Below are 20,280 nucleotides of genomic sequence, written 5' to 3'. Positions count from 1 at the left end.
ATCAGGACTTCTCGGAGGGGGATCTGGGGGGATCGCGGGGGTTCTGATGTTGGAGGGGAAAAGCCGAGGGGGCCCGGTCGACGGACTGGGCCCCCTCGAATTTGTGCGACACCGTTTCTCTACGGGCTGGCGGCGGCCACGCCGCTTTCGTTGACGGTGAACTTTCCGTTCGCGGTGCCGTTGAAGGTCCCGCTCTTGATCCACTCGATCAGCGCCGCCTTGACCGTGGCATGAGGGCCGGCCCACGGTTCGCCGGGGCGCCCGCCGTAGGGCGTTCCGGACTGCGGGGTGCAGCGCGGGCCGGAGCAGCCCTCCATCTGCATCTGGTGGCTGGCGCACTGGATCTGTACGAGCACCTTGCTCGTCATCGACGTCGGGAGAGCGTTGAAGATGGCAGGCGCGTTGGCCGGCGGCGCGGTGGCGTCGTCGAGACCGTGGAGGACCAGTGTGGGCGGGGTCAGCTGCCCCGCGACGGCGGTGTTCCAGCCGTAGTTGGAGAACGTCGGCGAGCGGTCGAGGCCGGTCGGGTTGCCGGGATCGTCCCCTCCCCAGTTCCGCCCCTCGGTGTCCTGCTCCATGATCTGCTTCCAGAACTGATCCTGGCTGCCGGGGACGACACGTCCGGTGCACAGGGCCTCGCGATCCGGTGGCAGCACCGGTGCCCCCGGGCGGCGGTCAAGCGTCAGCGGAAACGTGACGAAGCCCGCCGGGGGCGCCGTCTCCTCGGTCGGTCCGCCGAAGAGCGACGACATGAACACGGCACGGTTGACCTTCGCGATGACGTCGGCGCTTCCGGGGAGGAGCGGGTTTGGGTTGGCTGCGTACAGCGTCCGCCCGACGCGTACCCCACCGAGCGAATAGCCGAGCAGGGTGACCTTGCCGTCCGTCGGCTGCGCGCGCGTGATGGCGTCGTCGATGACCTGGCGGATATCGCGTACCCAGACGTCCATGCGCGCAAAGCGGTAATTGCTTGAGTGTGCGCGCCTCTCCCCGCCCAGCGGATTGGTCAGCAGCAGGCTCCCCTGCTGATCGAGGGTGAAGATCGGGTTGTGGGTGCGGTCGCACCCCTCGGGGTACGGACAGGTGCCGTCCGCGAGGTAGGGCCTGAGGCTCGCGTTGCCGGGATCGTTCAGGCCGTTGTCGAAGCGCGTCGAGTGTCCGTAGCCGAGCAGGCTCGGGGCGAAGGTGTCGATTCCCGCCCGCGCGAGTCCTTCCTGCATGCTGAGCGAGCCGCCTCCCGGCGCGGGGGAGCGCAGGTCGAAGGCCGGCGAGGCGGTGACGGCGCGGCCGTGGATCAGCACCGCGGCCCTGTTGGGCACTCCTGGACATTTGCCGTTCGCGTACACCGGCTGGACGCGGTGCACCTGGATCTTCGCCGGCTGCCCGTCGAACTGAGGGTCCGGCATGAGTCCGGGCGGCACCGTGAACCTCAGCCAGTGATCGTGGGTGGCGACGCCGGTCGGCGCTTCGTCGCATTGCCGGGCCGACGGCTCGGTGGCAGCGGCCATCGATGGTGTGCCGAAGCCGAAGGCACTCGTGATCAGGCAGAAGCACAGCAGGAGCCACCTCGTCCGGGCCCCGGCCCGTCCCCCGGTCCACCCCCGTCGCCCGCGCCCCACCGAGGCCGCCGGCACCCCCCTTCTCCGGAGAATCCCTCTGTGCCGCCGAGTCACGCACGGTGCTGCCATGCCCGAACCCCCTGCCGCTTGATGCGAGTTGAGCCCTCTCTCATCAGAGTGCCCAGGAGTCACCAGCAGCCAGTTGGCGAGCGCCCCGCGCACGGACGCACAGGTGGCACACAGGCGCGCGGCGGCAGCAGCGCTTTCACTCTCGCTCCGTGCAGTGGCCGACCGCCCCTGTTCCCTGCGCGGTCGCACGACTTGGAGGCCGGAGGCCACCGACGCCACCACGCTCCCGGCGACCACAACCCACCACACCTGCGACTCGGTAGCGCAGTTCGTTCTGACCACCGCTGCGCGCCTGGACCTGCCCTGGTTCCCGGCCAGTTGCCGACAGACCTCCTGGAAAGCCGCTCAGAAGAACACCCCACAGCGCAGCAGCACATTCGCGTACGGCCGCGCTTCCCCCGTCCGTACCACCAGCCGTGCTCCCGCCGACAGCTCCTTCAGCCGCTCGTGCGACACCAGCCGCAGCTCGGGAAACACGCCCTCCAACAACTTCGCAGCCCCCGGATTCGCTTCCCGTACCTCGCTCGCCGCCGTCGCCCCCTCCACCACCAGCTCGGCCAGCAGACCGTCCACCACCTCCGCGAAGGACGGCACCCCGGCGCGGAAGGCCAGGTCCACCACCCGCGGGCCCTGCGGTATCGGCATGCCCGCGTCGCACACCAGCACCCCGTCCCCGTGGCCCAACTCGGCCAAAGCGCCGGAGAGATGACGGTTCAGGATTCCCGCTTTCTTCATAGGGCTTCGACCTCCTCCGCCGTCGGGAACGACACCTGCGCGCCCTCCTTGGTGACGGCGGCGGCGCCGACGCGGGCCGCGTATGCCGCGGCCTCCGCCAGCGACGCCCCTGACCCGAGCCGATACGCCAGCGCCGCCGTGAACGCGTCGCCCGCGCCCGTCGTGTCCACCGCGTCCACCTTCACCGAAGGCACCCGGGTCACCCCGGCCGACGAAGCCACCAGTGCGCCCTCCGCGCCCAGGGTGACCACGACCGAGCGCGGGCCCTTGGCGAGCAGCAGGCGCGCCCAGTCCTCCGGGCGGTCGGAGACGTAGGCGTCGCCGAGGACCACCCTGGCCTCGTGCTCGTTGACGATCAGCGGGTCGCAGGCCGCCATCACCTCGGGCGGCAGCGGCCGCGGCGGGGACGGGTTCAGCACGAAGCGGTTGTCCGGCGCCAGATTCCGTACGACCTCCACGACCGACTCCAGCGGGATCTCCAGCTGGGTCGAGACCACCCGCGAGGCCAGGAACAGGCTCGCGGCGGTGCGTACATCCTGCGGGGTCAGCCGGCCGTTCGCGCCCGGCGACACCACGATGCTGTTGTCCCCGGAAGGGTCGACGGTGATGAGCGCGACCCCGGTCGGCGCCCCGCCCACCAGCACCCCCACCGTGTCGACGCCGGCCGCCCGCTGCGAGTCGAGGAGCAGCCTGCCGTACGCGTCGTCGCCGACCCGGGCGAGCAGGACCGTACGGGCCCCGAGACGGGCGGCGGCGACGGCCTGGTTCGCGCCCTTGCCGCCCGGGTGGACGGCCAGGTCCGAGCCGAGCACCGTCTCGCCGGCGCCCGGCCGCCGGTCGACGCCGATCACCAGGTCGGCGTTGGCGGATCCCACGACCAGCAGGTCGTAGTCGTACATCAAATGACTCCCCTGAGAGATGATGAGAGATGACGTGTGGCGGGCCGTCGTCGCCACCGGGCACCATTCGAGCAACCCCCGGCACCCTGGCGGCAACGACCGCCCGCCCGTTCCCCTTTGCCGGTCGCCTCGTCAGCCGCTGAAGCCGGCCACGTTCTCCTTCGTGACCACCTTCACCGGCACCATCACCGACTTCGTGACATTTTTGCCCTCGGCGACCTTCACTGCGTTCTGTACCGCGATTCTGCCGAGTTCCGTCGGCTGCTGGGCTACCGACGCGTAAAGCGTGCCCGCCTTGACGGCGCTGAGACCGTCCGGGGTGCCGTCGAAGCCGATGACCGCGACCGACTTGCCGGCCTTGCCGCCCAGGGCCTTGATCGCGCCCAGCGCCATCTCGTCGTTCTCCGCGAAGACGCCGTCGATGCCGGGGTGGGCCTGCAGGAGGTTCGTCATCACGTCGAGGCCCTTGGTGCGGTCCCAGTCCGCGGGCTGCTCGGCGACGACCTTGATGCCCGGGTAGGCCTTGAGACCCTCGGTGAAGCCCGCGCCGCGCTCGCGGCTGGCGGAGGTGCCCGCCTGGCCCTGCAGGACCACGATGGTGCCCTTGCCGCCGAGCCGGTCCGCGAGGGACTTGGCGGCGAGCCTGCCGCCGGTGACGTTGTCGGAGGCGACGAGCGCGGCGGTGTCCGCGTTGTTGACGGCGCGGTCGACGGCGACGAGAGGGATGCCCGACTTGTTCACGGCCTTCGCCGCCGGCGTCACCGCGTCGGAGTCCACCGCGTTGACGATGATGGTGCCGAGGCCCTCGCTGGTGAAGTTCTGCAGCTGGTTGGCCTGCTGGGAGGCGTCGTTCTGCGCGTCGGTGACGGTCAGGTCGATGCCCAGCTTCTTCGCCTCCTGCTGCGCTCCGGCGCGGATCTGCACGAAGAAGGGGTTGTTGAGGGTCGACAGGGCCAGCCCGATCTTCTGGTCCTTCGCCGCCGACGAACCGCTGTGCAGGAAGGACATGGCCCCGACGACGGCTGCCGCGACCACGGCGGCGAGCACGTACGTCGCGGCCTGCCTGCCCTTGCCGCTGCCCGACGTACCGGCCGCACCGGCCGCCACCGGAGTCGTCCCCGCCTTGCGCCGCACCGTGTCGAGCAGCACCGCCAGTGCGATCACGACGCCGATGACGACCTGCTGCCAGAAGGCGGACACGGACAGGAGGTTGAGGCCGTTGCGCAGCACCGCCAGGATCAGCGCGCCGATCAGCGTGCCGGACGCCTTGCCGGTACCGCCGGCCAGTGAGGCGCCGCCGATGACGACCGCCGCGATCGCGTCCAGTTCGTAGCCCTGGGCGGCCTGCGGCTGCGCGGAGGACAGACGGGCGGCGAGGACGATGCCCGCGGCGGCAGCGAACAGCCCGGAGAAGGCGTAGATCGCGAGCTTCTGCTTCTTCACCCGCAGGCCGGAGAGGCGGGCTGCCTCCTCGTTGCCGCCGATCGCGTACATCGAGCGGCCGATGTACGTCCGGCCCAGCACGAACGCCGTGATCAGGCCCATGACGACCATGACCAGCACCGGGACCGGCAGCCACCCGCCGAGCGTGTCGCCGAGGTGCGAGACCGAGCCGGGGAAGGCGATGGGGGAGCCCTGCGAGATCACCAGCGACAGGCCGCGGCCCACCGACAGCATGGCGAGGGTCGCGATGAAAGGCGGCAGCTTGCCGTACGAGATCAGGAAGCCGTTGACCAGGCCGCACGCGATACCGGTGGCGATCGCCAACACCACCGCCAGCGCTACCGGGAGACCCTGCGAAGTCGCACTCCAGGCAAGCACGGTGGCGGACAGGGCGGCCACCGAGCCCACCGACAGGTCGATGCCCGCCGAGACGATCACGAAGGTGACGCCGAAGGCGAGGATGGCGGTGACGGCCGCCTGGACGCCGACGTTCAGCAGGTTGTCCGCCGTCATGAAGTCGCCGGACAGCGCCGACATCGCGACGACGAGGACGATCAGCGCGGTCAGCGCGCCGTTGTCGAGCAGGAGGCGGCGCAGGCCGCCCGTGGCGCCACTCGCGCCCGTCGTGCTCTTGAGCGTGTCAGTGGCCACGGGAGGCCTCCGTTTCGTGCGTAGGTGTGCTCGGTGTGCTTACGGCGAGCGCCATGACGGCGTCCTGGGTGGCCTCGTCGGCCGCGAGCTCGCCCGCGATCCGGCCCTGGGCCATCACCAGCACTCGGTCGCTCATGCCGAGGACCTCCGGGAGATCGCTGGAGATCATCAGTACGGCGGCGCCCGCGGCCGTGAGTTCGTTGATCAGCTGGTAGATCTCGACCTTGGCGCCGACGTCGATGCCGCGCGTCGGCTCGTCGAGGATCAGCACCTTGGTGTCGGCGAGGAGCCACTTGCCGATGACGACCTTCTGCTGGTTGCCGCCGGACAAGGTGCGTACGTGCTGGCCGAGTCCGGCCATCCGCACGCCGAGTTGCCCGGCGACCCGGGCGGCGGCCTCGCGTTGGCCCTTGAGATCGACGAGCCCCCCTCGCGTGGCCTTCCGCAGCGTCACCAGGCCGAGGTTCTCCTCGACCGACGCGTCAAGGACCAGGCCCTGGCCCTTGCGGTCCTCGGGGATCAGACCGATGCCGGCCGCCATGGCGGCGTTGACGTCGCCCCGCCGCACCTCGGCCCCGGCGACCTTCACCGCGCCCTTGTCGTACGGATCGGCGCCGAAGACGGCCCGCACGACCTCCGTACGGCCCGCTCCGACGAGGCCCGCGATGCCGACGACCTCACCGGCGTGCACCTGGAAGCTGACGTCGTGGAAGACGCCGTCACGCGTGAGTCCCTCCACGGTCAGCAACGCGGCGCCCGCATCGGCCCGTTCCCGCGGATACTGCTGCTCGATCGAACGGCCCACCATCAGGCGTACGAGCTCGTCCTCGGGGGTGGCGGCGGGGACCTGCCCGACCGACTTTCCGTCGCGGATCACCGTCACCCGGTCGCCCAGGGCGGCGATCTCCTCCAGGTGATGCGTGATGAAGACGATCCCGACGCCGTCCTCGCGCAGCTTGCGCACGATCGCGAAGAGCTTCTCGACCTCCTCGGAGGTGAGCACGGCGGTCGGCTCGTCCATGATCAGCACGCGCGCGTCCAGGCTCAGTGCCTTCGCGATCTCGACCATCTGGAGGCGCGCGATACCGAGTTCGCGGACACGCGCGCGTGGCGGCACATTGACGCCGACACGCTTCAGCAGGACCTCGGCATCGGCCTCCATCGTCTTCCGGTCGATCATCCCGAAGCGGCGCGGCTGCCGCCCCAGGAAGATGTTCTCGGCGACCGTGAGGTCGGGTACGAGGTTGAACTCCTGGTAGATGGTGGCGATCCCGAGGCGCTCGGAGTCCTGCGCACCATGGATGCGCACCTCCTCGCCGCCGACCAGGATCCGCCCGGCGTCGGGGGTGTGGGCACCGGAGAGCATCTTGATCAGCGTGCTCTTGCCCGCGCCGTTCTCACCGAGCAGCACATGCACCTCGCCCCGGCGCAGGTCGAAGTCGACGCCGTCCAGCGCGACCACGCCCGGGAAGGTCTTCCGTATGCCCTCGATGCGCAGCAACTCGTCCGTGTTGCTCACAAGTGGCTCCTGTTCTCAGCGGGGTTCTCGCCGCACGAGCGGCGTACGACGAGACGGGCGGCGAGGGTGACGGACCGCGCGGGCCGCCCCTCGATGCGGTCGACCAGGGCCCGCACGGCGGCCCGGCCCAGCTCGCCCGTGGGCTGGGCGACCGCGGTGATCGGCGGATCGGTGTGCACGAACCACGGGATGTCGTCGAAGGCGGCCAGCGCGAGGTCCTCGGGAACGTGCAGCCCACGCGCGCGTACGGCGTCCAGCGCGCCGAGCGCCATCAGGTTGTCGGCGGCGAACACGACCTCGGGCGGCTCGGGCAGGTCGAGGAAGCCCTCGGTGACCCGCCGCCCGCTCTCGGCCTGGAAGTCGCCCTGCCCGATGTAGGCCTCGGGGAGTTCGAGCCCGTACGCACCGAGCGCCTCCCGGAAGGCCTCCACGCGCTCCCGTCCGGTGGTGGTGGCCGCGGGGCCCGCGATGATGGCGAGCCTGCGATGCCCCAGCCCGTGCAGATGCGCGACGAGATCGCGTACGGCGGCCCGCCCGTCCGCCCGCACCACCGGCACGTCGACGCCCGGGATCCACCGGTCCACGAACACCATCGGCGTCCCGGCGCGCGCGGCGTCCAGCATCAGCGGCGAGCCGCCGTCGGTGGGGGAGACCAGTAGTCCGTCGATGCGGCGGTCGAGCAGGTTCCGTACGTGGTGGTCCTGCAGGTCGGGCCGCTCGTCGGCGTTGCCGATGATGACGCTGTAGCCGAGCGCACGGGCCTCCTCCTCGACGGAGCGGGCCAGTTCGGTGAAGTAGGGGTTCATCACGTCGCTGATGACCAGGCCGAGGGTGTGGGTCTGATCGGTGCGCAGGGAACGGGCGACGGCGTTCGGGCGGTAGCCCAGCGCCTCGACGGCGGCCAGCACGCGCGTGCGTGCGTCCGCGCTGACCGACGGATGGTCGTTCAGGACGCGCGACACCGTGGCGACGGAGACGCCCGCCTCGGCAGCGACGTCCTTGATGCTCGCCATCGCCGCTCCACCTCCTCGTGGATCGTTCGTGAGGTCGACGGTCGTGGAATCGATTACATCGACGTGTACGCAGGATTGGAATCGATTACACGGGTGTTAATCAAGCCCTCAACCACATCCCGAGACCGGATCGTGATGAGCGGTCGGCTCGCGCGGCCGTCCGAAGGGAGTCGGGGCGGGCGTGCCGGGTCGCACTCCCTGCCGTGCTCCTGGTGCGCCGTTTCCCGCGCCTTCAGTCCGGTGAGTGTTCAGTCACCGGTCCATCCGCACAACATTGAAGCGAGGCTCCCATGCCCTACATGCGGCACCGGCTGGCCATCCTCACCCTGTCCGTCGTGGCGGTCCTCACCGCAGTCCTGGCCGGCAGCAGTCCTGCCTCGGCCCAGGAGGTGGAAGGCAAGGTGTGCGCGGACGGAAGCGCAAGCCTCGAGGCCGGCGGGATCCAGCTCGGGACCGGGCGCGGCGCGCAGGACGACTGCGTCAGGTTCAGCGTCGCGTGAGCTGCTGAACGCTGCGGACCCGGCTGTCGGTGCCGGGCGGTAGCGTCGGATCATGTCCAATCAGGCGGGGAACCCGGCACAGCCGGGGGAGCGGCGACTGGCCGTGCTCGAGGGCGTCCTGGAGCGGATCACGTACGCCAACGAGGAGAACGGCTACACGGTCGCCCGGGTCGACACCGGCAGAGGAGCCGGCGACCTCCTCACGGTCGTCGGCGCGCTGCTCGGTGCCCAGGTCGGCGAATCACTGCGCATGGAGGGCCGTTGGGGCTCCCACCCCCAGTACGGCAAGCAGTTCACGGTGGAGAACTACACGACGCTGCTCCCGGCCACCGTCCAGGGCATCCGCCGCTACCTCGGCTCGGGGCTCGTCAAGGGCATCGGCCCCGTCTTCGCCGACCGCATCACCCAGCACTTCGGCCTGGACACGCTGCAGATCATCGAGGAGGAGCCGAAGCGCCTCATCGAGGTCCCCGGCCTCGGCCCCAAGCGCACCAGGAAGATTGCCGAGGCCTGGGAGGAGCAGAAGGCGATCAAGGAGGTCATGCTCTTCCTCCAGACCGTCGAGGTGTCCACCTCCATCGCCGTGCGCATCTACAAGAAGTACGGCGACGCCTCGATCTCCGTCGTCAAGAACCAGCCGTACCGCCTCGCGGCCGACGTCTGGGGCATCGGCTTCCTCACCGCCGACAAGATCGCCCAGTCCGTCGGCATCCCGCACGACAGCCCGGAGCGCGTCAAGGCAGGCCTGCAGTACGCGCTGTCGCAGGCCACCGACCAGGGCAACTGCTACCTCCCCGAGGAGCGGTTGATCGCCGACGCGGTGAAGCTGCTGCAGGTCGACACGGGCCTGGTCATCGAGTGCCTCGCGGAACTCGCCCAGCCGCCCGAGGACGGCGAGGACCCTGGTGTCGTACGGGAGAAGGTGCCCGGCCCGGACGGCGGGGACCCGGTGACGGCCGTGTACCTCGTCCCCTTCCACCGCGCCGAACTCTCCCTCTCCGCCCAGCTGTTGCGTCTGCTGCGCACCGACGAGGACCGGATGCCCGGCTTCCACGACGTGGCCTGGGACAAGGCGCTGGCCTGGCTGAAGGACCGTACGGGCGCCGACCTCGCGCCCGAGCAGGAGGCCGCCGTCAAGCTGGCGCTGACCAAGAGGGTCGCCGTTCTGACCGGCGGCCCCGGCTGCGGCAAGTCCTTCACGGTCCGCTCGATCGTGGAGCTGGCCCGCGCCAGGAAGGCGAGGGTGGTCCTGGCCGCCCCCACGGGCCGCGCCGCCAAACGCCTGGCCGAGCTCACCGGAGCCGAGGCCTCCACCGTCCACCGCCTCCTGGAGCTGAAGCCCGGCGGTGACGCGGCGTACGACAAGGACCGCCCGCTCGACGCCGACCTGGTGGTCGTCGACGAGGCCTCCATGCTGGATCTGCTCCTCGCCAACAAGCTGGTGAAAGCGGTCCCGCCGGGCGCCCACCTCCTCTTCGTCGGGGACGTCGACCAACTGCCCAGCGTGGGCGCGGGCGAGGTGCTGCGGGACCTGCTCGCCGACGGCAGCCCGATCCCCGCCGTGCGCCTCACCCGCGTGTTCCGCCAGGCCCAGCAGTCGGGCGTGGTGACGAACGCGCACCGGATCAACTCCGGGCACCACCCGGTCACCGACGGCATGAAGGACTTCTTCCTCTTCGTCGAGGACGACACGGAGGAGGCGGGGCGGCTCACGGTGGATGTGGCGGCCCGTCGAATTCCGGCCAAGTTCGGGCTCGACCCGCGCCGGGACGTGCAGGTCCTCGCGCCCATGCACCGCGGCCCGGCCGGCGCAGGCACGCTCAACGGCCTGCTCCAGCAGGCCATCACCCCGGGCCGCCCCGATGTGCCGGAGAAGCGGTTCGGCGGCCGGGTCTTCCGGGTCGGCGACAAGGTCACCCAGATTCGCAACAATTACGAGAAGGGCAAGAACGGTGTCTTCAACGGCACCGTCGGCGTGGTCACCTCGCTCGACCCGGTCGACCAGCGCCTGACGGTGCTGACGGACGAGGACGAGGAGGTTCCGTACGAGTTCGACGAACTGGACGAGCTGGCCCACGCGTACGCGGTCACCATTCACCGCTCCCAGGGGAGTGAATATCCCGCCGTGGTGATCCCGGTCACCACCGGAGCCTGGATGATGCTGCAGCGGAACCTGCTGTACACGGCGGTGACCCGGGCCAAGAAGCTGGTCGTCCTGGTCGGTTCGCGCAAGGCGATCGGCCAGGCGGTGCGCACGGTGTCGGCGGGGCGGCGCTGCACGGCACTGGACTTCCGGCTCTCCCCGAGACCCCTGTGAGAGCTCCCGTGACCACTGTTCGGCCCCTCCGGGGCGGGTTTGAGACAGGCATCACGAAAAATGATCGATCAAATGAGTCGTGAAGGTCACATAGCACTTCCGGATGGGGAATCAAGGGGGCAGGATGAGCAAGTTGGCGGCACTCAGTGCCGTCAATAGGCCCGATGGTCGACCCCGAGTGCACTCTCCTGAGCCAATTGGGGGATGGTAGAGACAGTCAGGGCAACCTCGAAGATGAGGCACTACGTCGGTGAGGGAAGACGTGAGCGACAACTCTGTAGTACTGCGGTACGGCGACGGCGAGTACACCTACCCGGTGATCGACAGCACCGTCGGCGACAAGGGCTTCGACATCGGGAAGCTCCGCGCCCAGACCGGTCTGGTGACGCTGGACAGCGGTTACGGGAACACCGCCGCCTATAAATCCGCGATCACCTACCTCGACGGCGAGGCGGGCATCCTCCGGTACCGCGGCTACCCCATCGAGCAGCTGGCGGAGCGCTCCACCTTCCTGGAGGTCGCCTACCTGCTGATCAACGGCGAGCTGCCGACCGTCGACGAGCTCTCCGTGTTCAAGAACGACATCACGCAGCACACCCTGCTGCACGAGGACGTCAAGAACTTCTACAAGGGCTTCCCGCGCGACGCCCACCCGATGGCCATGCTGTCCTCGGTCGTCTCGGCGCTGTCGACGTTCTACCAGGACAGCCACAACCCGTTCGACGAGAAGCAGCGCAACCTCTCGACGATCCGCCTGCTCGCCAAGCTCCCGACGATCGCGGCGTACGCGTACAAGAAGTCGATCGGCCACCCGTTCGTCTACCCGCGCAACGACCTCGGTTACGTCGAGAACTTCCTGCGCATGACCTTCTCGGTCCCGGCGCAGGAGTACGACCTCGACCCGGTCGTCGTCGCCGCCCTCGACAAGCTGCTGATCCTGCACGCGGACCACGAGCAGAACTGTTCGACGTCCACGGTCCGCCTGGTCGGCTCCTCGCAGGCGAACATGTTCGCGTCGATCTCGGCCGGCATCAACGCCCTGTGGGGCCCGCTGCACGGCGGCGCCAACCAGTCCGTCCTGGAGATGCTCGAGGGCATCCAGGCCAACGGCGGTGACGTCGACTCCTTCATCCGCAAGGTGAAGAACAAGGAGGACGGCGTCCGCCTGATGGGCTTCGGCCACCGGGTGTACAAGTCCTTCGACCCGCGCGCGAAGATCATCAAGGCGGCGGCGCACGACGTCCTCTCGGCCCTCGGCAAGTCCGACGAGCTGCTGGACATCGCGCTGAAGCTGGAGGAGCACGCGCTCTCGGACGACTACTTCGTCTCGCGCAACCTCTACCCGAACGTGGACTTCTACACCGGCCTGATCTACCGCGCCATGGGCTTCCCGACCGAGATGTTCACGGTCCTGTTCGCCCTCGGCCGCCTTCCGGGCTGGATCGCCCAGTGGCACGAGATGATCAAGGAGCCGGGCTCCCGCATCGGCCGCCCCCGCCAGATCTACACGGGCGTGGTGGAGCGGGACTTCGTCCCGGTCGAAGAGCGCTGATACTCGCCGGTGGCTGGGCCGCCCTGTTTTTCAAGGGGCGCGGGGAACTGCGCGATCGGCCCCCACCGGCCGGAAGCCGGGAAACAACCAGAAGACCCCCGGCCCCCCCCGGCTCAATCCGCGAAGCGAAAGGCGCCCTGCCGCCGGTCCCCCCACGGGCCGACGTACAGGGCGCCTTCCCATGTCCCGGTGCGGATTCCCCCCACGGGATCCGGCCGGGCGTCTGTGAAGCCAGCGCCTGAATCGCTGTCGAGTGCGGCGAGCGTTGAGCAGAATGAGCAAAACTCGCCGTACTCACGGTTGTGCGGTCTGCCGGGACAACGCACGCTCGGGAGGGCCGCTCAAAGCACCCCGGTGTACGTGGCCCCGGCAACGCAACTCTGAGGAAGTCCCCCAAGACATCCCCAGATGCCAGGAAACGCCCCCCAAGACGCTGCCTGACATCGTCAACTTAGACCTTCGAACCCCTTCGATGGTTACGTTCACATCACTGTGATCTGCGTCTCTTGCATTTGTCCGTTAGATACGCAAGAGCCCCGATACAGCGATCGGTGCCCAAGCGTAAGGATGATGCGCGAGCCTTGTGAAGAGCTTATGTGAGGCTGGCGCCGGACTCCAGAGGTGCTCTCACCTCGACTTCGACTAACCGCCGGTAACCTCGCCCGCGGTTCAGCGGAACGTCCGCAGCCGGAGGCTGTTCGTCACCACGAACACCGACGAGAAGGCCATCGCAGCCCCGGCGATCATCGGATTGAGCAGGCCGGCGGCGGCCAGCGGCAGCGCCGCCACGTTGTACCCGAAAGCCCACACCAGGTTGCCCTTGATCGTGGCCAGCGTCCTGCGGGACAGCCGGATCGCGTCCGCGGCCACCCGCAGATCCCCGCGCACCAGGGTCAGATCGCCCGCCTCGATCGCCGCGTCCGTCCCGGTCCCCATCGCCAGACCCAGATCGGCGGTGGCCAGCGCGGCCGCGTCGTTGACGCCGTCGCCGACCATGGCGACCGTCCGCCCCTCGGCCTGCAGCCGCCGTACGGCTGCCACCTTGTCCTCGGGCAGGACCTCGGCGACCACCTGCTCGATCCCGACCTCCCGCGCCACCGCTTCCGCGACCGCCCGGTTGTCCCCGGTCAGCAGCACTGGTGTGAGCCCCAGCGCGCGCAGCTCGCGCACCGCCTGAGCGCTGGTCTCCTTGACCGCGTCGGCGACGGCGACGACACCGCGTGCCACCCCGTCCCAGCCGACCACGACGGCCGTACGTCCGCCGCTCTCGGCCTCGGACTTGGCGCGGACCAGTTCCTCGGGGAGCCCCTCGAAGAGCCGCCCGACGGCGACCTCACGGCCCTCCACACGCCCCCGCACGCCCCGCCCGGGCACGTTCTCGAACCGCTCGACCCCCGGGAGCCGCCCGGCCCGCTCCTCGGCGCCCAGGGCGATCGCGCGGGCGACGGGATGCTCGGAGGCGTGCTCGACGGCGCCCGCGAGCCGCAGCACCTCCTTCTCGTCGGTGCCGGCGACGGCGTACACCTCGTGCAGGGTCATCCGGCCCGTGGTGACCGTTCCGGTCTTGTCGAGTACGACGGTGTCGACGCGGCGCGTGGACTCCAGGACCTCCGGGCCCTTGATGAGGATGCCGAGCTGGGCGCCACGCCCCGTGCCGACCATCAGCGCGGTCGGGGTGGCCAGGCCCAGCGCGCAGGGGCAGGCGATGATCAGGACGGCGACGGCCGCGGTGAACGCGGCCACGGTGTCGCCCGTGACGCCGAGCCACGCCCCGAACGTGCCGACGGCGATCAGCATGACGACGGGCACGAAGACCGCCGAGATCCGGTCGGCGAGCCGCTGCACCTCGGCCTTGCCGTTCTGCGCGTCCTCCACCAGCTTCGCCATCCGCGCCAGCTGGGTGTCGGCGCCGACCCGGGTTGCCTCGACGACCAGCCGCCCACCGGCGTTGACCGTGGCCCCGGTGACGGCATCGCCCACGCCCACGTCCACCGGCACCGACTCGCCGGTCAGCATCGAGGCGTCCACGGCGGACGCACCCTCGACGACGGTGCCGTCGGTTGCGATCTTCTCCCCGGGCCGTACGACGAAACGGTCCCCGACGGCCAACTGGGACACCGGGATACGGGTCTCACGGCCCCCGCGCAGTACGGACACGTCCTTGGCGCCCAGCTCCATCAGCGCCCTGAGTGCCGCCCCCGAGCGCCGCTTGGCGCGGGCCTCCAGATAACGGCCGAGCAGGATGAAGGCGACGACGCCGGCGGCCACTTCGAGGTAGATCGCCGAGGCCCCGTCCATGCGCGAGACGGTGAACCTGAACTCGTCGTGCATGCCCGGCATGCCCGCGTCGCCGAAGAACAGCGCCCACAGCGACCAGCCGAATGCGGCCAGAGTGCCGACCGAGACCAGCGTGTCCATGGTGGCGGCGCCGTGCCGGGCGTTCGTCCAGGCGGCGCGGTGGAACGGCAGCCCGCCCCAGACGACCACCGGCGCGGCGAGCGTGAGCGCCAGCCACTGCCAGTTGTCGAACTGCAGGGCCGGGATCATCGACAGCAGTACGACGGGCAGCGCGAGCAGGGCGGAAACGGTGAAGCGCTGCCGGTAGGAGGCCAGTTCGGGGTCCTCGGCGGCCTCCTCCTCGGCGGGCTCCGGCTGCGGCGGGGCCGGCTCCTCGGCCGTGTACCCCGTCTTCACCACGGTGGCGATCAGGTCGGCGACCTGGAGGCCCGCGGGGTAGCTGACCTTCGCCTTCTCCGTCGCGAAGTTCACCGTGGCGGTGACGCCGTCCATCCGGTTGAGCTTCTTCTCGACGCGGGCCGCGCAGGAGGCGCAGGTCATCCCGCCGATGAGCAGCTCGACCTCGGAGGCGTCCGCTGCCGTGCGTATCGGTGCCGGTGTCTTTGCGGTAATGCTGCTCATCTCGGGTCCCCGGACTTCCGTCAGACCTGGCCGACGAGCTCGAAGCCCGCCTCGTCCACCGCGGCGCGCACGGCGGCCTCCTCGAGCGGGGCCGCGGAGACGACGGTGACCTCACCGGACGCGGCGACGGCCGTCACCGAGCTGACGCCGGGAAGCTCGAGGAGCTCACCGGAGACGGAACCCTCGCAGTGCCCGCAGCTCATGCCGCTCACCTTGTAGACGGCGGTGACGGTCCCCGGGGTGTCGGTCTGGGCGGTCATGTCGTTCTCCTCGTCGAGGTGTGTGGGGCTGCGGGGGCCCACGGGAGGCCCTCCACTCCTCACACTATACCCCTAGGGGGTACCCATCCAAGGAGGGGTGTGGCGGTCAGGCGGTACGAGTCGTGGTGGCATCCGTGACCTGCTGGGTGCCCAGGCGGTCGCCGACCAAGGGCTCCAGATAGCGGATCAGTACGTTCTTGATCTCCCGGGCGTACGCGTCGCGTTCGGCGCCCTCGTGGGCGAGGACCAGCTCCAGGCCCGCCTTGTACACGCCGAGGCAGACATGTGCGGTGCGGGTGACGTCGGCCGCGGGTGCGTCCGGCAGCAGCGAGGACAGCAGGGCCTCGATCCGGGAGACCAGGGTCGCGTGCAGGGCGTCGTGTTCCTCGGCGATCCGGCCCGGGATGTCGGGGCCGTGCATCAGTGCGAAGAACACCGGGTGGTCGCAGTTGAAGGCGATGAACCGGTCCACGGCGGCGCCGACCGCCTCCTCCAGCGGGGTCGCCGGGTCGATGGGCGCGAGCGCCTCCCCGTACGTCTCCCGCATCTCGTGCATCAGCCGGTCGCCCAGCTCGATCGCGATCGCTTCCTTGTTCGGGAAGAACTGGTACAGCGTGCCCGGCGAGACGCCGGCCTCGCGGGCGATGGCGTTGGTGCTGGCGGCCGTGTAGCCGGTGGTGCAGAAGACCGAGGCGGCGGCCTCCAGGAGCTGGGCGATGCGGCGCTCGCCGCGGGCCTGACGGCGGCGCGGCTGTTCCTTCTGTGAGTTCTCGGGCACGCGTTATCCCCAGTTCTCCGAACGCGATTGACAAACGCGAGCGGTCGCTCGCATTCTGGGTGCAGATGAAACGCGAGCGATGTCTCGTGTTTGCCAGTTTATGGTTTCCACGGTGAAGGGGACACCGCACGATGACCGAAGTCAACAAGCCACCGCGCCCCGGGGGCTGGACCCGCTTCGTGACCGCCCGCCCGCGGCTCTCACTGCTGGTGGCCCTGGTCATCACCGCGCTCGCCGTGCTGGCCGGCAGTGGGGTCGCCGACCGCCTGGGCAGCGGCGGCTGGGAGGACCCGGACGCCCAGTCGACGTATGCGACCAAGGCGCTGGAGCGCGAGTTCCCGGACTCCCAGCCCAATCTGCTGCTCCTCGTCGACTCGGGCCGATCCTCGGTGGACGACCCCGCCGTCGTCGCACAGGCCCGGCGCCTCACGGCGCGCCTGGCCGGCGAGAAGGGCGTCATAGGGGTCGGCTCCTACTGGCAGTCCACATCACCTGCACTCCGCGCCAAGGACGGCCACGAGGCGCTGATCGCCGCGCACATCACGGGTGACGAGAAGGCGATGGGCGACACCCTGGACCGCATCGCGCCCCACTACCGAGGCACACACGGCCCGGTGCAGGTGAAGGTCGGCGGTCTCGTCGCCGTGCGGCACGAGATGCAGACGATCATCAAGGAGGACCTGACCCGCGCCGAGATGATCGCCCTGCCGGTGACACTCGTGCTGCTGGTGATGGTCTTCGGGTCGGCGATCGCCGCCCTGCTGCCGCTGGGCATCGGCGTCGTCGCGATCCTCGGGACCAACGCGGTGCTGCGCGGACTGACCGAGTTCACCGACGTCTCGGTCTTCGCGATGAACCTCACCACGGCCCTGGGGCTGGGCCTGGCCATCGACTACGCGCTGTTCATCGTCCGTCGCTTCCGTGAAGAACTGTCCACGGGCGCCGACCCGTTGACGGCGGTGGGCACCACCCTGCGCACAGCCGGCCGCACAGTCCTCTTCTCGTCCCTCACGGTCGCGGTCTCGCTCGCGGCGATGCTGCTCTTCCCGCAGTACTTCCTGCGGTCTTTCGCATACGCCGGCATAGCGGTGGTCCTGCTGGCCGCCGCGGCCGCACTGATCCTGCTCCCGGCAGCCCTGGTCCTGCTGGGACACCGGGTCAACTCCCTGGATCTGCGCCGCCTGTTCCGGCGCGGACGGGCGCCGAGGACCTCCGGCGAGGAGGGCACGGCCTGGGCGCGGACGGCGACCCTCGTGATGCGCCGGGCCCCGCTCTTCGCCGTGGCGACCACCGCTGTCCTGATCGTCCTCGGACTGCCCTTCCTGGGCGTGAAGTTCGGCACTGCGGACGACCGTCAACTCCCCTCGACCGCAGAGTCCCACGTGGTCCAGCAGCACATCCGCGACGGCTTCCCGGGCACCCCGGGCGGCGGCCTGGAGGTCCTGGCCGAAGGAAAGGCGACCCCCGCCCAGTACAGCGCGTACAAGGACCGGATAACCGCCCTGTCCGGCGTGCTGAGGGTCGACGGCCCTCTGGTGAAGGGAGAGTCGGCGTACTTCACCGTGCTGCCGAAGGGGGAGGCCGTGGACGACGCGGCCCAGCGCCTGGTGGGTGAACTGCGCGCCACGGACGCCCCCTTCGACACCAAGGTGACCGGTACGGCCGCCGTCCTGGTCGACTCCAAGCACGCGATAGCCGAGCGCCTGCCCTGGGCGGCCGCCTTCATCGCGATCGTCACCCTGCTCCTGGTCTTCCTGCTGACCGGCAGCGTGCTGATACCGATCCAGGCGGTGGTGCTCAACGCGCTCAGCCTGACCGCCATGTTCGGCGCGGTGGTCTGGGTCTTCCAGGACGGTCACCTGTCAGGTCTGCTCGGCTTCACCAGCCCCGGCTCCATAGAGACCACCCTGCCGGTCCTGATGTTCTGCGTGGCCTTCGGCCTCTCCATGGACTACGGCGTCTTCCTGCTCTCCCGCATCAAGGAGGAGTACGACAGAACGGGCGACCACAACGAGGCGGTCCGCCACGGCCTGCAGCGCACGGGCGGGCTGATCACAGCGGCGGCGGTGATCCTGGCCGTGGTGATGGTCGCCATCGGCACCTCCCGGGTCACCAACACCAAGATGCTCGGCCTGGGCATCGCCCTGGCGGTGCTGATGGACGCGATGATCGTACGGAGCCTGTTGGTACCGGCGGTGATGAGGCTGACGGGGCGGGCGACCTGGTGGGCGCCGGGGCCGCTGCGGAGGTTCCACCAAAGGTTCGGGCTCAGCGAAACAGGCGGTGGGCGAACCCCCCTCAGGGGCGCGGGGAACTGCGCGACAAGCCACGATGTACCCGCAGACGAAAGCGGCGATGGGATGGCAGATGCGAGCGGTGGTCTTCGAACAATACGGCGCACCCGCTGAGGTACGTGAGGTCAATGACCCCCACCCCGCCGACTACGGAGTGGTCGTCCGGGTTGAGGCCACCGGCCTCTGTCGAAGCGACTGGCACGGCTGGCAGGGCCACGACCCGGACATCACCCTCCCTCACGTCCCAGGTCACGAACTCGCCGGCGTTGTCGAGACAGTCGGCGCCCGGGTGACCGGATGGCACCCCGGCGACCGAGTCACCGTCCCCTTCGTGTGCGCCTGCGGCAGCTGCGCCGCATGCGCCGCAGGCGACCAGCAGGTCTGCGAGCGCCAGACCCAGCCCGGCTTCACACACTGGGGCTCCTTCGCCCAGTACGTGGCGCTGGACCACGCCGACGTCAACCTCGTCGCCGTACCCGAGGAGCTGTCGTTCGCCACGGCGGCAGCGCTCGGCTGCCGGTTCGCCACGGCGTTCCGGGCGGTCGTGCAGCAGGGCCGGGTGGCGGCGGGGGAGTGGGTCGCGGTGCACGGCTGCGGGGGTGTGGGCCTGTCCGCGGTGATGATCGCGGCGGCATCGGGGGCGCGGGTGATCGCGGTGGACGTATCGCCTCAGGCGCTGGACCTGGCGCGGAAGTTCGGCGCGACGGAGTGCGTGGACGCGGCGCGGACACCGGACACGGCCGCGGCGATCCGCGAGCTGACCGGCGGCGGCGCGCAGCTGTCTCTCGACGCCCTCGGCTCACCCGTCACGTGCGCCGCGTCCGTGAACGGCCTGCGCCGCCGCGGCCGCCACGTCCAGGTGGGCCTGCTCCCGTCGCCCACCGGCACGACCCCCGTCCCGATGGGCCGAGCGATCGCCCTGGAGCTCGAACTCCTCGGCAGCCACGGCATGGCGGCGCACACCTACCCGTCGATGCTGGAGCTGGTCAGAGCGGGCGTGCTCCGCCCCGACCTGCTGGTCACGTCCACGATCACCCTGGACGCGACCCCCGACGCGCTGGCGGCGATGGGGACGGTGCCGGGAGCGGGGGTGACGGTCATCGAGCCGTGGAGCTGAGGGCGGCCCACTCGCGGTCGAGGAGGCCCATGACCACCTCGTCGACCCACTCGCCGTCGCGCATCTCCACCTCCCGCAGGACGCCCTCGGTCACGAACCCGGCCTTCTCGTAGACATGCAGGGCCCGGTGGTTGTGGGCGTAGGCCTCCAACTGGATCCGGTGCAGCCCGAGTTGCTCGAAGCCGTACCCGATGATCAGCCGAGTGGCTTCGGTGCCGATACCCCGGGCGCGCCCCCGGGGGCCGATCACCGTGCGGAACGTGCAGCTGCGCGCCCCGGGATCCCACTCGTACAGCACGACCTCGCCGAGGAGTTCGCCCGTGGCGGGGTCGGTGACGGCGAGGTCGAGCCGGTCGGGGGCGGTGGCCCGGGCGCCGTACAAGGACCGCAGGAGGGCCAGGGTGAACTCGGTGGACGGTTCGCCCGTGAAGCGGATGACCTCGGGGTCCTGAATGATCTCCGAGATCACCTCGGCGTCGGCCGCGGTGAAGGGCCGCAGGACGGTCTTCTCGCCGGTCAGTACGGGCTTTACGGAGAAGTCGCTCATGAGACGACTGTGCCCCACGGGGCAGGTGGGGCACAGTTCATTTTTCAC

The 20,280-nt window shown here is 70.0% G+C and carries 15 protein-coding genes; 5 read left to right on the top strand and 10 right to left on the bottom strand.

The genetic code is table 11. From position 1 onward, the window contains the following. Window positions 1-119: 119 nt before the first annotated feature. From EDD92_RS18040 to EDD92_RS18015, 6 genes are all read right to left on the bottom strand, one after another. Window positions 120-1,508, bottom strand: coding sequence for an alpha/beta hydrolase (locus EDD92_RS18040; RefSeq protein WP_148096472.1), 1,389 nt, complete (start codon window positions 1,506-1,508; stop codon window positions 120-122). A 525-nt stretch (window positions 1,509-2,033) separates the two neighbouring features. Next, complete coding sequence (gene rbsD / locus EDD92_RS18035) at window positions 2,034-2,423, bottom strand: D-ribose pyranase (protein WP_123965285.1); 390 nt, start codon at window positions 2,421-2,423, stop codon at window positions 2,034-2,036. Continuing rightward, the gene (locus EDD92_RS18030; protein WP_123965284.1) at window positions 2,420-3,322 is read right to left on the bottom strand and encodes a ribokinase; all 903 of its coding nucleotides are present in this window, start codon (window positions 3,320-3,322) and stop codon (window positions 2,420-2,422) included. Before EDD92_RS18030 ends, rbsD begins: the two co-directional genes overlap by 4 nt. A 132-nt stretch (window positions 3,323-3,454) precedes the next feature. After that, window positions 3,455-5,416, bottom strand: a complete 1,962-nt coding sequence (locus tag EDD92_RS18025; RefSeq protein ID WP_123965283.1) for a substrate-binding domain-containing protein — start codon at window positions 5,414-5,416, stop codon at window positions 3,455-3,457. Then, a complete protein-coding gene (locus tag EDD92_RS18020) occupies window positions 5,406-6,935 on the bottom strand; it encodes a sugar ABC transporter ATP-binding protein (RefSeq protein WP_123965282.1) in 1,530 nt (509 codons plus the stop codon). Before EDD92_RS18020 ends, EDD92_RS18025 begins: the two co-directional genes overlap by 11 nt. Then, complete coding sequence (locus EDD92_RS18015; RefSeq protein WP_123965281.1) at window positions 6,932-7,948, bottom strand: LacI family DNA-binding transcriptional regulator; 1,017 nt, start codon at window positions 7,946-7,948, stop codon at window positions 6,932-6,934. Before EDD92_RS18015 ends, EDD92_RS18020 begins: the two co-directional genes overlap by 4 nt. A 290-nt stretch (window positions 7,949-8,238) precedes the next feature. Here EDD92_RS18015 and EDD92_RS18010 point away from each other — a divergent pair, with 290 nt between their 5' ends. The 3 genes from EDD92_RS18010 (at window position 8,239) to EDD92_RS18000 (ending at window position 12,317) form a co-directional block, all read left to right on the top strand. Then, entirely contained in the window at window positions 8,239-8,448 is a 210-nt protein-coding gene (locus tag EDD92_RS18010; RefSeq protein WP_123965280.1) for a hypothetical protein, read from the top strand. A gap of 52 nt (window positions 8,449-8,500) precedes the next feature. Then, window positions 8,501-10,765: an ATP-dependent RecD-like DNA helicase gene (locus tag EDD92_RS18005; RefSeq protein ID WP_123965279.1), complete on the top strand. Its 2,265-nt coding sequence runs from the start codon at window positions 8,501-8,503 to the stop codon at window positions 10,763-10,765. Between the two features lie 262 nt (window positions 10,766-11,027). Beyond that, window positions 11,028-12,317 (top strand): citrate synthase, encoded by a 1,290-nt coding sequence (locus EDD92_RS18000; RefSeq protein ID WP_123965278.1) that lies wholly within the window; start codon window positions 11,028-11,030, stop codon window positions 12,315-12,317. Window positions 12,318-12,986: 669 nt separating this feature from the next. On the opposite strand, the gene EDD92_RS17995 is transcribed toward EDD92_RS18000, so the two are convergent. From EDD92_RS17995 to EDD92_RS17985, 3 genes are all read right to left on the bottom strand, one after another. Continuing rightward, window positions 12,987-15,236 carry a cation-translocating P-type ATPase gene (locus EDD92_RS17995; RefSeq protein ID WP_123965277.1) on the bottom strand — a complete coding sequence of 750 codons (2,250 nt, stop codon included), beginning with the start codon at window positions 15,234-15,236 and terminating at the stop codon, window positions 12,987-12,989. A 20-nt stretch (window positions 15,237-15,256) separates the two neighbouring features. Beyond that, window positions 15,257-15,496 (bottom strand): heavy-metal-associated domain-containing protein, encoded by a 240-nt coding sequence (locus tag EDD92_RS17990; protein WP_123965276.1) that lies wholly within the window; start codon window positions 15,494-15,496, stop codon window positions 15,257-15,259. 106 nt (window positions 15,497-15,602) lie between these two features. Further along, window positions 15,603-16,274: a TetR family transcriptional regulator gene (locus tag EDD92_RS17985; RefSeq protein WP_123965275.1), complete on the bottom strand. Its 672-nt coding sequence runs from the start codon at window positions 16,272-16,274 to the stop codon at window positions 15,603-15,605. 131 nt (window positions 16,275-16,405) lie between these two features. Between EDD92_RS17985 and EDD92_RS17980 the strand changes: the two genes are divergently transcribed. Next, window positions 16,406-18,682: an MMPL family transporter gene (locus EDD92_RS17980; RefSeq protein WP_123965274.1), complete on the top strand. Its 2,277-nt coding sequence runs from the start codon at window positions 16,406-16,408 to the stop codon at window positions 18,680-18,682. Further along, window positions 18,642-19,685 carry a zinc-dependent alcohol dehydrogenase family protein gene (locus EDD92_RS17975; RefSeq protein WP_123970435.1) on the top strand — a complete coding sequence of 348 codons (1,044 nt, stop codon included), beginning with the start codon at window positions 18,642-18,644 and terminating at the stop codon, window positions 19,683-19,685. The genes EDD92_RS17980 and EDD92_RS17975 overlap by 41 nt, the downstream gene beginning before the upstream one ends. On the opposite strand, the gene EDD92_RS17970 is transcribed toward EDD92_RS17975, so the two are convergent. Further along, a complete protein-coding gene (locus EDD92_RS17970; protein ID WP_123965273.1) occupies window positions 19,666-20,232 on the bottom strand; it encodes a GNAT family N-acetyltransferase in 567 nt (188 codons plus the stop codon). The two genes, EDD92_RS17975 and EDD92_RS17970, sit on opposite strands and share 20 nt — an antisense overlap. Window positions 20,233-20,280: the final 48 nt, after the last annotated feature.

It is taken from the genome of Streptomyces sp. TLI_185 (assembly GCF_003814765.1).
Classification (GTDB): domain Bacteria; phylum Actinomycetota; class Actinomycetes; order Streptomycetales; family Streptomycetaceae; genus Streptomyces.
Note: the sequence above shows the minus strand (reverse complement) of the source record. Positions and strands in the feature narration are given on the sequence as shown.